At 37.2% G+C, this 13,805-nt stretch carries 10 protein-coding genes; 1 reads left to right on the forward strand and 9 read right to left on the reverse strand.

Annotated features, from left to right (window positions below; all coding sequences use genetic code 11):
• Positions 1-1,858 (forward strand): phenylalanine--tRNA ligase subunit beta (gene pheT / locus VIH09_RS13285; RefSeq protein ID WP_331581797.1); only part of this gene is annotated, 1,858 nt, incomplete at its 5' end.
• Between the two features lie 119 nt (positions 1,859-1,977).
• Here the strand turns inward: pheT and VIH09_RS13290 are convergent.
• The 9 genes from VIH09_RS13290 to VIH09_RS13330 all read right to left on the reverse strand — a co-directional run bounded on the left by VIH09_RS13290 (position 1,978) and on the right by VIH09_RS13330 (position 13,783).
• Positions 1,978-2,532, reverse strand: a complete 555-nt coding sequence (locus VIH09_RS13290; RefSeq protein ID WP_331581798.1) for a fasciclin domain-containing protein — start codon at positions 2,530-2,532, stop codon at positions 1,978-1,980.
• A 199-nt stretch (positions 2,533-2,731) separates the two neighbouring features.
• Positions 2,732-4,507, reverse strand: coding sequence for a 30S ribosomal protein S1 (gene rpsA / locus VIH09_RS13295; protein ID WP_331581799.1), 1,776 nt, complete (start codon positions 4,505-4,507; stop codon positions 2,732-2,734).
• Between the two features lie 394 nt (positions 4,508-4,901).
• The gene (locus VIH09_RS13300; protein ID WP_331581800.1) at positions 4,902-6,155 is read right to left on the reverse strand and encodes a nucleoside permease; all 1,254 of its coding nucleotides are present in this window, start codon (positions 6,153-6,155) and stop codon (positions 4,902-4,904) included.
• Between the two features lie 69 nt (positions 6,156-6,224).
• A complete protein-coding gene (gene cmk / locus VIH09_RS13305; RefSeq protein ID WP_331581801.1) occupies positions 6,225-6,917 on the reverse strand; it encodes a (d)CMP kinase in 693 nt (230 codons plus the stop codon).
• A gap of 78 nt (positions 6,918-6,995) precedes the next feature.
• Complete coding sequence (locus VIH09_RS13310; protein WP_331581802.1) at positions 6,996-7,613, reverse strand: murein L,D-transpeptidase catalytic domain-containing protein; 618 nt, start codon at positions 7,611-7,613, stop codon at positions 6,996-6,998.
• A 61-nt stretch (positions 7,614-7,674) separates the two neighbouring features.
• Positions 7,675-8,694, reverse strand: coding sequence for a type IX secretion system protein PorQ (porQ, locus tag VIH09_RS13315; protein ID WP_331581803.1), 1,020 nt, complete (start codon positions 8,692-8,694; stop codon positions 7,675-7,677).
• 170 nt (positions 8,695-8,864) lie between these two features.
• Positions 8,865-11,315, reverse strand: coding sequence for an endopeptidase La (lon, locus tag VIH09_RS13320; RefSeq protein ID WP_331581804.1), 2,451 nt, complete (start codon positions 11,313-11,315; stop codon positions 8,865-8,867).
• Between the two features lie 194 nt (positions 11,316-11,509).
• On the reverse strand, positions 11,510-12,820 hold the full coding sequence (locus tag VIH09_RS13325) for an MFS transporter (protein ID WP_331581805.1): 1,311 nt from the start codon (positions 12,818-12,820) through the stop codon (positions 11,510-11,512).
• Between the two features lie 144 nt (positions 12,821-12,964).
• A complete protein-coding gene (locus VIH09_RS13330) occupies positions 12,965-13,783 on the reverse strand; it encodes a M48 family metallopeptidase (RefSeq protein WP_331581806.1) in 819 nt (272 codons plus the stop codon).
• Positions 13,784-13,805: the final 22 nt, after the last annotated feature.

Consider the following 13,805-nt stretch of genomic DNA (forward strand, 5'->3'; position numbering starts at 1 on the left):
AGCAGGTTTACTGCAAAGTGGCGTAAATGTTGAATTCATTACCCCTTCAGTGAGTAATTTCAGAGTCGACATGAGAACTCTTAAAATAGACACCGTTATTGAGGAGACTCAATTAGCTCCAAGATATTGTGGCGTAACTATTTCCAATATTACCGTAAAACCTTCGCCAAAATGGTTGCAGGATAAACTAAAAGCAATTGGATTGACTCCAAAAAATAATATTGTCGATGTCACCAATTACGTTTTGCATGACTTGGGACAGCCTTTACATGCCTTTGACGCTTCTAAAATAAACGGAAAGATCATAGTGAAAACACTTCCATCAGGAACCAAATTCACTACACTTGACGATGTCGAGCGTACTTTGCATGAGGAAGATTTGATGATTTGTGACGAAAAGGGTCCGTTATGTATCGCAGGAGTATTTGGGGGTAAAAATTCTGGAGTTTCAGAACATACCACTTCCATCTTCTTGGAAAGCGCTTACTTTAACCCTGTAAGCATAAGAAAAACGGCAAAAAGACACCAATTGAACACAGACGCTTCTTTCCGCTTTGAAAGAGGAATCGACCCAACAATGACCGCATACGTGTTAAAACGTGCAGCACTATTAATTCAAGAAGTGGCTGGCGGAGAAATTACTTCTGACGTGAGTGACGTTTACCAAAAGAAAATTGAAGATTTTTCAGTGTTTCTAAATTTTGCAAATGCTGCAAAAATTATAGGCCAGGAAATTCCAAAAGACACGATCAAGCAAATTTTAGTGTCGCTAGACATTAAAGTAAACAGTGTTTCAGAATACGGATTGGGTTTAACCATTCCCTCCTACCGCGTTGATGTGCAAAGAGAAATAGACGTTATTGAAGAAATCTTGAGAGTTTATGGATACAATAATATCAGCTTTTCTAAAAAACTGAATGCCACGATTTCAAACTCTCCGAGAAACGAAGATTACAAACTGCAAAATATAGTTGCCACGCAGTTGAACTCACAAGGCTTTCACGAAATGATGGCTAACTCATTGACAACATCCTCGTACGTGAAGCTCTCTGACAATCTAAAGGAAGAACACAACGTTACGATGCTAAATCCTTTGAGTAACGATTTAGCGACGATGCGACAATCCCTATTGTTTTCAGGACTAGAAGCAATATCCTATAATATCAATCGCAAAAATTCTGATTTGAAATTATTTGAATTCGGAAAATCATACCATAAGTTTCTTTCTGGGTTCGAAGAACACAAACATTTGACTTTATTGGTTTCTGGAAACAGAAACAAAGAAAGCTGGACAACTGCTCAAAAGCCTTCGGATTTCTTCATGTTCAAAGGATATGTAGATGCCGTGCTCGCTCGTTTTGGAATACAAAAAACACAAAATAGTCCAGTGACGTCGGACGTCTTTTCAGAAGGAATTGCGATAGGAACAGGTCATAACGCATTGGTTGAATTTGGAGTGGTTAAGAAATCAATCTTGAAACATTTCGGAATCAAACAGGAAGTTTTTTATGCCGATTTCAATTGGGACATTATCATAAAAGCGATATCAAGCAAAATAAAATTTACTGATATCCCTAAATACCCTGAAGTTCGTAGAGATTTAGCCCTGCTGATCGACCAAAACGTAACTTATGACAACATTTACGCCATTGCGAGACAAACAGAGAAAAGCCTGCTAAAAAGGATCAACCTGTTTGATGTGTATGAGGGCGAGAATTTGCCCGAAGGTAAAAAATCGTATGCCATCAGTTTTATTATTCAGGACAGTGCAAAAACCTTAACTGATGCCCAAATCGACAAAATCATGGGTAAATTGCAAAAGAACTTTGAAACGGAGCTTGGAGCCAGTTTAAGATAAATACACGATACAATAAACACAAAAATCCCATTTCTAAAATTAGAATTGGGATTTTTGCATAAAAAAAGTCCCGTACACGTACGGGACTTTTCAATCAACAAACAAACCAACCTCTTAAACTATTGTTTTGGCAATAAAACTGCGTTAACTACATGAATCACGCCGTTTGACTGGTTTACGTCGGCAATTGTAACTTGTGACGTCCCTCCATTTTCATCGGTGATGTACAGTTTCTTTCCTTTCATCCAAGCGGTTAATGTTGCTCCACTCACTGTTTTCAATATGACTTTCCCATTTCCCATTTTGATTGCTTTTGCAATGTCACCAGAATTCATTTTACCGGCAACTACGTGGTAAGTTAGAATCGTTTGCAACATTTTTTTATTTTCTGGCTTCAATAAGGTTTCTACTGTTCCCATCGGTAATTTTTCGAATGCTTCATTTGTTGGGGCAAAAACGGTGAACGGTCCTTTGCTTTGTAACGTTTCAACCAGGTCTGCCGCTTTTACTGCTGCCACTAATGTTGTATGATCTTTAGAGTTAATCGCGTTCTCGATGATGTTTTTAGAAGGATACATGGCAGCTCCACCAACCTTTACTATTTTTTGCGCGAAAGATGTTGTTCCAAATGCCAATGCGAATAATACTACTGATAAAAATTTTCTAGTTTTCATAAATCTGTTTTATTTAAGTTATATAAAAGCATTTACGGTGAGAAAGAAGGTTTGGTTTAAAAAAAACTAACCTTTTAAAAAGATAATTGAAAAAATCGGCTTTATGCAGAACGCGATTTTCAGGAATGGAAGAAAAACGGTAAACAAAAAAAAGCCCCACATTACTGTGGGGCTTTACTATTATAAGAAAGATGGAGAATTATTTTTTCTCTGTCTTTTCCATTTTAGCTTTCAATGCTGCAAGTACATCATTACCGTCACCTAAAGTAGCGGCTGCTGCATTTGTAGATGTTGCAGAACTGTTAGAAGTGGCAGCTTTCACATTTTTCTCTTCTTCTTCACGGAAGATAGCAGTGTGAGAGGCAACAACTCTTTTGAATTCTTTGTTAAATTCGATTACTTTGAAATCAGCAGATTCTCCTTTTTTCAATTTCTTACCGTCTTCTTTTTCAAGGTGACGAGTAGGAATGAAAGCAACGATATCATCTCCAAATTCTACAGTAGCTCCTTTGTCAACAATTTCAGAAATCTCACCTGTGTGGACAGTTCCAACAGCGAAAGAATCTTCATACTGATCCCAAGGATTAGCAGTAGTTTGTTTGTGACCTAAAGATAATTTACGTCCTTCAACATCTAATTCTAATACTACTACATCCAGTTTTTCTCCAACATTAACAAATTCTGATGGGTGTTTGATTTTCTTAGTCCAAGAAAGGTCTGAGATATAAATCAATCCGTCGATACCTTCTTCAAGTTCTACGAAAATACCAAAGTTTGTAAAGTTTCTAACGATACCTGAATGTTTAGAACCTACAGGATATTTAGAAGTGATATCAGTCCAAGGGTCTTGAGACAATTGTTTGATACCTAATGACATTTTACGGTCATCTCTGTCTAATGTTAAAATTTGAGCTTCAACAATATCACCTACTTTTACGAAATCTTGTGCAGAACGTAAATGAGTAGACCATGACATTTCAGAAACGTGGATCAAACCTTCAACACCTTCAGCAACTTCGATGAAAGCACCGTAATCAGCGATCACAACTACTTTACCTTTTACTTTGTCTCCAATCGCTAATTTAGCGTCAAGAGCATCCCAAGGGTGAGCGTTCAATTGTTTCAATCCTAATTGAATTCTTGTTTTCTCATCATCGAAATCAAGGATTACAACGTTTAGTTTTTGGTCTAATTCAAGAACTTCAGATGGGTGGTTAATTCTTGACCAAGAAAGGTCAGTAATGTGAATCAATCCATCTACTCCACCTAAGTCAATAAAGACACCATAAGAAGTAATGTTTTTAACAACACCTTCTAATACTTGTCCTTTTTGTAATTGACCGATGATTTCTTTTTTCTGTACTTCAATATCCGCTTCAATAAGCGCTTTATGAGATACCACAACGTTTTTAAATTCGTGGTTGATTTTCACAACTTTGAATTCCATTGTTTTGTTTACGTATACATCGTAATCTCTAATTGGCTTAACGTCAATTTGAGATCCTGGTAAAAACGCTTCAATTCCGAAAACGTCAACGATCATACCACCTTTAGTTCTGCATTTCACAAAACCATTAACGATTTCTCCTGTTTCGTTAGCCGAAATAACTCTATCCCAAGATTTGATAGTACGAGCTTTTCTGTGAGATAAAACCAGTTGACCAGTTTTGTCCTCACGGATGTCGATTAATACTTCAACAGTATCACCTACTTTTAAGTTTGGGTTGTAACGGAATTCGTTCAATGAAATAACACCTTCCGATTTTGCGTTGATATCAACGATAACGTCTCTATCTGTAATTCTTACAACTGTTCCGTCAACTACTTCTTCTTGATCAGTAGAAATAAATGTTTTTGAAACTAATTCTTCGAATTCTTTTAAGTTTTTTTGATCAACTGCATCGATACCTTCTTCAAAGTTGTGCCAGTTAAAATTTGCTAAAAACTCTTCTTGTGATTTTACTTGTTCAGACATGCTGATAAAAAATTTGTATTCTGTATCCTCTCGAGTTTCATGAAGTGATAGAAAACAACAGAAGTTGTTTGTACAATTAGTTGAGCCCTAAAGGAAACTCTTATTCACCTAAAGGACTGCAAAGGTAATACATCTAAATCTAATTGTCAAGTTTATTTTAAGATGAAAACAAATAACTCGTAAATTGTAAGTTATTGATTATCAGAAGCGAATCATTCGCGCCTTTTTGCAAGGATTGCACCCGCTTTCGCCTTTATCTCTCCGTTGCACTTCGAGGATATCGCCTCTATCGGGGCTAGATAGCCTCAACCGTGCTTATCGGCCTAATTTGTAGCGCAACAATAAACAAAAAGACCCGATGCCATTTTATAGGAATCGGGTCTTTAATTAAATATTAATGACTTACACTGACAACATCCTCGGAATAATGCTTGTGCTTAAACAAAACCGCAAAAGCGATTGCAATAATTAAAGCGTAGCCCGCAAACGAAAGCCAAATATTATGCCAGTCCCTAACACCGTCATGGGTGAAAAAATTATCGATGACAATACCGCTTATAATCCCTCCAAAGAAGGCACCAAAACCATTAGACATCATCATAAACAATCCTTGTGCACTGGAACGAATTCTGAAGTCAGTGGTGGTTTCGATAAATAAGGAACCTGAAATATTAAAGAAATCGAACGCCATACCGTAGACAACGCACGACATGATAATCATCCATAAACCGTCCGCAGGGTTTCCGTAGGCAAACAAGCCAAAACGAAGCACCCAGGCAAACATCGAGATCAGCATCACTTGTTTAATCCCAAATCTTTTCAAGAAAAAAGGAATCGCCAATATAAATAAGGTTTCCGAAACCTGGGATATTGACATAATTATCGTAGAATATTTGGCCACAAAAGAGTCCGCATACATTGGCGTGTTTGCAAATTCTGACAAGAAAGTGTCCCCATACATGTTTGTAAGTTGCAATGCACCTCCCAAAAACATCGAAAAAACAAAAAACAAAGCCATTTTATAAGATGCAAATAACTTGAAGGCATCAAGACCTAATTTTTGCACTAAAGTCGCATTTTTAACGGTCGCCTTTTGTGATGGACATTTCGGTAATGTAAAAGAATAAATCCCCAATACTAAAGACGCAAATCCGGAAATATAAAACATATTAACTGATGCCTTGTTTCCAGATAAATTAGTCATCCACATGGCAGCAATAAAACCAATTGTACCCCACACCCTAATTGGCGGAAAAACCTTTACAACATCAAAATCATTGTTTTTCAATATATTATAAGCCACTGAATTTGACAGAGAAATTGTGGGCATATAAAACATCATAGCCAGAAATATAACCCAATAAAAAAGGGTTGGGCTATCCACCTGCGGTATATAAAAAATAGCCAAACCACTTAAAATATGCAGTATTCCGTACAATTTTTCGGCGTTAATCCATCTATCGGCTACTATCCCTATTAGTGCGGGCATTATTATTGAAGAAATCCCAAGCGTTGAAAAAACCGCTCCGAATTCGGCACCACTCCATCCTTTTGTTCCAAACCAATAATTTCCAACGGTAATCAACCACGCTCCCCAAACAAAAAATTGAAGAAAACTCATTACCGTCAACCTATTTTTAATGCCCATAAACTGAATTATTTATTTTTGAAAATTAACAAGCCGTAAATCTAATATTTAAATTGAGATATACAAAGATTAGTTTGTTTCTGTTACCTCATTTATCAGGCCCAGAACAAACTCAAACTGTTCTTCTCGGCTAAGATGTGAATTGTCAATTTCTATGGCATCTGCTGCTTTTACCAATGGGGAGTTATCCCTATGGGTATCAATATAGTCTCGTTCTTCCACGTTTTTCAAAACTTCCTCAAAGCTTACGTTATCTCCTTTTTGCATCAACTCGTCATAACGCCTTTGCGCCCTGGTAGCCGCGCTTGCGGTCATAAATATTTTTAGTTCCGCATCAGGAAAAACGACGGTCCCAATGTCTCTGCCATCCATAACGACTCCTTTGTCCTTGCCCATTTCTTTTTGCTGTTCGACTAATTTGGCACGCACTTCGGATATTTCGGCCACTTTGCTGACGAAACTGGATACTTCGATGGTTCTGATTTCCTTTTCGACATTTACATCATTCAAATACATTTCGGCAAAACCCAAATCGGAATTAAATTTAAACTGTAATTTTATAAACGGCAAACTGCTTATTAACGATTCTTTGTCAAAAAATTCGTTGTTTATATAACCATTCTGCATTGCAAACAATGCAATGGCGCGATACATGGCTCCGGTATCGACATAAACATATCCTAAATGGTTCGCTAGTTGTTTTGCCAAGGTGCTTTTTCCTGTAGATGAAAATCCGTCAATGGCGATGGTAATTTTTTTCAATTTTATAATTTTAATGTTCTGAAAATCTCTATTTGTTTTATGTCTTTTTATAAAAATATTTTTTAATTATTACTGTTTTCAGTAGTAAATACTCATAATAATATTCGAATTTGAATGGTCTATTATACTCGCCAGTCTTTCAAAATACTTTTCGTTAACGGCTGGACAACCAAAGCTTTTCTCTATGGGGCCGTTTTGCTCCTGGTCCGGAATCGAGCTCATTTTATGCAAAACTATGTTCCTTGCGAATGCATTGCTGTTCGATTTGTCCAATCCATTTAATTTGTAGGCTTTCCCATAAGATCCCAAATAAGAATTCCCTATGGAATAATTCCCTAATGACGTGCACAATGACTTATCGACATTACTGAAAGTCATATGCCCGTTTGACCTCTTTTCTGATCCAAAGCCGTGCGTAACAAGGCCTTCATCGATAATTCTATTCGTTTTCAAGTTATAAACAAAAAAACGGTATTTACCTGACTGAATACCCATGTCAATAAAAAAAGCTAATTCTTTGTTGTAGATTGAATTTGCGTTTACAACTTTTTTCACTTCATTTATGTGAATGGCTAGCTTTTCTTCTGCGGAATTGTACTCTTTCTTTACAGAAAAACCCGAAAAAACAAATCCAAAAAAAACTAGTATTATAAGTAGTGCTCTCATCTCTTTATTTGCCTTTAAATTAGTACTCATTTGTCATTTACATTAAATAGTCTTGACGGAATAAATCCGTTTCTCTTTCATTTACAAACTGCTATTGAAAATTAATCGTTAACCCAAACAGACTCGTATTGCCCGCTAAAGTATAACGCGAATACGAATAATTAAATTTCAATTTATTCATTTTTAATCCGAAACCTAGTGAAACTCCCGAGAAATTGCGCTGTTCAAGAATCCGCAATTCCTCTGCCCTTCTGAAATTATATCCCAATCGGAGGTTAAATGATTTCTTGGGGAATAATTCCACCCCAAAAATGACATGGCGCAAGGCGTTATTTGTAAACGAAACCTTCTCTTCATTTGAATTTCCGTCAATCGATGATTCGGCCCTTTCAGGATTCGAAAAGGCAATATTCCATTGCTGCAAATTCTCCAACGTAAGATGCCAACGTAATGGAACATGTTCCAATTCCTGCGAAACCCCCAGTAATATTTCCATCGGCAATTTCTCGTGCACATCCGAATAGGTCGTGAATTGCGTACCTATATTCCGTATCACCAGACCCCAATTAACATCATTCCTTTCGTCGATAAAAATGGCACCAAGATCAACCGCCCCACCTAAAGAAGAATAACTTTCAAGTGAGGAAGAAATCAGTTTTGCATTTGCCCCTATGTGAATTGTCGTATTTGGTATGTTGTACGCATATCCCAAAGAAATTGCTATTTCGCTTCCCGTAAATTCACTTGTAAACTGGCCGTTTTCATCATAACCTTCAAATTTACCGTAGCTCACATAATTAACTCCAGCCTGAAAAGTCTGCAAATGGCGGTCATAAGTATAAGCGTAAGAAGCCGTACCATAGGACACTTCATTGAAATAATTACCGTAATTTAAGGCCAAATGGTTATCCATATCTACGTTTATCGTTGCAGGATTAAAATTAACCTGATTCACGTCATCATCATAAATAGTTATCGTCTTCCCCCCTAACGCCGCCTGTCTGGGGGAGGTGACCAAATTCAAAAACTGATAAGTATACTTGCCTCCTATTTGGCTGTACGAGACAGTGCAAATAATTAATGACAAGGATAATAAAATTTTTTTGAACATACTTTGGTCTCTGTTTTCATGAAATAAAACGCCGATGCTAAGATAAAATTATAATAGTACAAATACCCATTATAAATTTTCAAATAGCAAATAAATAAAATTCCAAAACCATCACTTAATTGCCTTAAGTAATAGTTTTGGAATTTATAAAAGAGAAGTAAAATGATTACTTACAATATTTTGGCATTCTTGACCTTCTGATCGGTAATCGCAATTTTCAAAACCTCGCTCATTTCTTTTACGTAATGAAAAGTTAGACCTTCAATATATTCCGGTTTTATCTCGTCGATGTCACTTTTATTTTCGTGACACAGGATAATCTCTTTAATATTGGCACGCTTCGCCGCCAAAATCTTTTCCTTTATTCCACCCACAGGCAATACTTTACCCCTTAAGGTAATTTCGCCGGTCATGGCTATGTTTTTCTTCACTCTCTTTTGGGAGAAAACCGACACCAAAGAAGTCAGCATCGCGATACCTGCACTTGGTCCATCTTTTGGGGTTGCCCCTTCCGGAACGTGCAAATGAATATTGTATTTGGATATCATATCCGGATTTAAGCCCAGTAGTTGCGCGTTTGCTTTAATATATTCCAATGCTATTGTAGCGGATTCTTTCATTACCGTACCTAAATTACCGGTAATGGTCATATTTCCTTTTCCCGGAGAAATTAGAGATTCTATGAAAAGAATATCCCCACCCACACTGGTCCAAGCCAGTCCCGTGACAACACCTGCAACGTCATTGCTCTCATATTTATCCCTTTCCAATCTCGGTACGCCAAGTACTCTAACTATATCCGCATCGGTCACTTTTTTGTTGTACTCCTCTTCCATTGCAACTGACTTTGCTGCATTCCGTATCACTTGTGCTATTTTTGCTTCTAAACCACGTACGCCGGATTCACGAGTATATCCTTCGACAATTTTTTCCAATTGCTTCTTTCCAATGGTCAAATCCTTAGCTGTCAAACCGTGTTCTTTCAACTGTCTAGGCAACAAATGTTGGCGGGCAATCTCCACTTTTTCTTCAATAGTGTATCCTGACATTTTTATAATTTCCATTCTGTCTCTCAATGCAGGCTGAATCGAAGACATTGTGTTTGAAGTGGCAATAAACATGACTTTCGACAAATCGTATCCCATCTCGAGGAAATTGTCGTAAAAAGAATTGTTTTGTTCCGGATCCAACACTTCCAATAAAGCTGACGAGGGATCGCCTTGACTACTTACCGACAATTTATCAATTTCATCCAATACGAATACTGGATTTGATGTCCCTGCCTTTTTTAAACTTTGCACTATTCTTCCTGGCATGGCGCCAATATAGGTTTTCCTGTGCCCTCTAATTTCTGCCTCATCACGCAAACCACCGAGAGAAATACGTACATATTCCCTTCCCAAAGCTTCGGCGACGGATTTTCCTATGGAAGTTTTACCCACTCCTGGAGGTCCTGTCAAACAAATGATAGGCGATTTCATGTCATTGCGCAATTTCAATACTGCCAAATGCTCAATCATTCTTTTCTTAACGTCTTCTAATCCGAAATGATCTCGGTCCAGAATTTTTTGGGCTCGTTTTAGGTCAAAATTGTCTTTTGAATATTCATTCCAAGGCAATTCTAAAAACAGCTCCAAGTAATTTCTTTGAATTCCAAAATCAGGTGCCTGCGGATTCATGCGGCGCATTTTTGACAACTCCTTTTCGAAATGCTTTTTGGTTTTTTCATCCCATTTCTTAGACTTCGATTTAAGCAACATTTCGTCCATTTCTTCTTCTTGTGAAGAACCACCCAATTCCTCTTGGATCGTTTTCATCTGCTGTTGAAGAAAATATTCTCTTTGTTGTTGATCTAAATCAAAACGAACTTTGGATTGGATGTCATTTTTTAATTCGAGTTTTTGCAACTCAATATTCATATAACGAAGAGTTTCTAAAGCCCTGTCTTTTAAATCATTGATAGCCAATAAATCTTGTTTTTCTTTAACAGACAAATTCATGTTAGAGGTAACAAAATTAATCAGGAAAGATTGGCTTTCTATATTTTTGATGGCAAATGTAGCCTCGCTTGGAATGTTCGGGCTTTCTTTTATTATTTGGATAGCCAATTCTTTGATAGACTCCAAGATAGCCAAGAACTCAGTGTCCTTGCTTTCGGGTCTGCTTTCTTGAAAATCCTTTATACTTGCTGTAATATAAGGGTCTTCAGAAACTACAGAGTCAATTTCAAAACGCTTTTTACCTTGAAGGATAACCGTAGTGTTCCCGTCAGGCATTTTTAAAACCCTTAAGATTCTGGCAACAGTTCCAATATTATGGATATCATCCTTGGTGGGATCTTCATCCTGCTCATCTTTCTGTGCAACAACGCCAATTATTTTTCCTGCCGCATTTGCGTCATTAATCAATTTAATTGATTTATCGCGACCGGCGGTAATGGGAATTACCACACCCGGAAACAAAACCATATTGCGCAAAGGCAAAATCGGCAATGAGTCCGGTAATTCCTCATTAATCATTTCTTCTTCGTCTTCAGGAGTCAATAATGGTATTAATTCAGCTTCTGAATCGTATTCCTGAAGTGACAGATTGTCTAATGTAAGTATTTTATGATTTGACATAATTATATATAAGTCTTTTTGTCATTAAAAAATTTGAGTTCATGAACAAATATAGCGTTTCAGCACTTTAAATATCAATAAAATGGCTTCTATCACTCTTTGTTCATTAAGTCGTTAAAAACGACAATCATTATGCCAAAAGATAACTATCGGTCATTTTACCAGTAAAAATACTGCAAATAGGAATTTGAAAACTAATGAACGTGATCTTCAGATTTTTTCATGAAACTTAATACAATGTACCCCAAAAGGAAAAAAATGGCCAATATGAAAATGGAATTACGCATGGAATTGGTAACGGAACCCACAAAGCCAAAAATAAAAGTTCCCAAGACGATTGCAATTTTTTCGGTGACATCAAAGAAGCTGAAATAAGTGGCGTGATCTTCCGTTTCGGGCAACAGTTTAGAATACGTGGATCGTGACAAGGACTGTATCGCCCCCAGTACCATTCCTATAACGCCCCCAAGTGCATAAAATTGGATATCAATATATTTATTATTCGGATCCAATAAATAAGCGGCGAAGCATATAAAACCCCAAATGGAGATGGTTAGTTTCAAAGTTTTTATGTTTCCTATTTTTTCAGATATCCTTGAAAACAAGTAAGCCCCAAATATGGCAACGAGCTGAATAACCAGAATTGTAATAATTAATTGACTGGTAGCTATCCCCAATTCTTTTTTTCCATAAATGCCTGCCAACAAAATGATCGTCTGCACACCAATGCTATATAGGAAAAATGCTGTTAAAAACTGTTTCAAATGGGTCAATTTTTTTAAACTTTTCGAAACAACCTTCAGCTCCCTCAACCCTTTAAATATAAAGTCTTTTTCGGGTTTCTTGTAATAGACATTGTTGGGCAAATAATGAAAAGTGACTTGGGCAAAACTAATCCACCAGATACCGACGGAAAGAAAGGATATACGTGCCGGCAGGGATGCGTCCAAAATGCCGTACCATTCGGGTTTCATTACCATTGTCAAATTAAAAGCCAACAATATAACAGACCCAAAATATCCGTACATAAATCCTTTTGCACTTACCCTATCGTGCTGTTCGGGAAACGCAATTTCAGGCAAATAAGAATTATAAAAAACGATACTTCCCCAAAATCCTATACTTGCCAGCACGGTACAAAGTATTCCTATCCATAATGTGTCCTGACCCTTAAAAAAGAACAACCCCATCACGGAGAGCGAACCCAAATAACAAAAAAATTGCATGAATCGCTTCTTGTTTCCAGTGTAATCGGCGATACCCGATAAAATGGGCGACATTAAAGCGACAATCAAAAACGAGAAGGACAACGAATATGACAATAAAGAAGAATTGTTAAATTCTGCTCCAAGAAAATGAACAATTCCACTATTTCCGCTCGTCACGGATTCATAATATATAGGGAATACTGCCGTAGCAATAACCAGACTGTAAACAGAATTGGCCCAGTCGTAAAAAGCCCAAGCATTTATTAATTTCTTGTCCCCTTTTTGTAACGCTATCATATCTCTTAGTTTTATACGAATTTATTTATTTTTATGAAACAAACGCAATAAATAGTAGAAACATTAAATACATATCGATTATTTAAAACAAAAAAGCCAATTCGAATGAATTGGCTTTCCTGTTGTATGCTGTTGGATTAAATACTATTTATATATCATTCCAAATTTTGCCGCAGTGGCTTTCGCCTCCGGAATTAATTTTTTTAACTCAGCAATCCTATTTGCGTCAGATGGATGCGAACTTAAAAAAGGTGGTGGTGCCTGACCTTGCGAATTGGCCGACATTCTCATCCAAAAAGTAATAGCCTCGTCAGGATTATATCCTGCAATTGCCATAAGGGTCAATCCAATTTTATCAGCCTCGGTTTCATGATTTCTGCTATAAGGCAGCATCACCCCCACTTGTGAACCGACACCATAAATTTGTTGCCATGTTTGTTGTGTTTCTTGGCTTTTTCCGCCTGTTGCAACCGCTACTCCAACGGCCCCAAGACCTTGAAGTTGGGTGGCGCTCATACGTTGCGCACCGTGATTGGCTATAGCGTGGGACACTTCATGCCCAATAACTGTGGCCAGACCTGCTTCATCTTTGGTTATAGGTAATAGTCCTGAGTACACAACAATTTTCCCTCCTGGCATACACCAGGCATTGGCATCTTTACTTTCAACTAATTTGTATTCCCAACGGTAGTCCTTTAGGTATTCCGGTTGTCCAACGTAAGCCACGTATTTCTCGGCGGCTAATTTTATTTTAGCCCCTACTTTTTCAACCCTATTGGCGTCGGCGGTGCCAGAAATCACTTTGTTTTCTTTCAAGAAGGTGCCATATTGTTGAAATGACGAAGGGAAAAGTTCACTATTGGATACGAAATTCAATGTTTTTTTTCCAGTAATCGGATTAGTTGCACAGGAGAATAATAACCCTAACGCGCAAATCCCTAATAGTATTGACTGTTTTTTCATAATTTTATGATTTTAATAGTAA

The organism is Flavobacterium sp., assembly GCF_036515215.1.
GTDB lineage: Bacteria > Bacteroidota > Bacteroidia > Flavobacteriales > Flavobacteriaceae > Flavobacterium.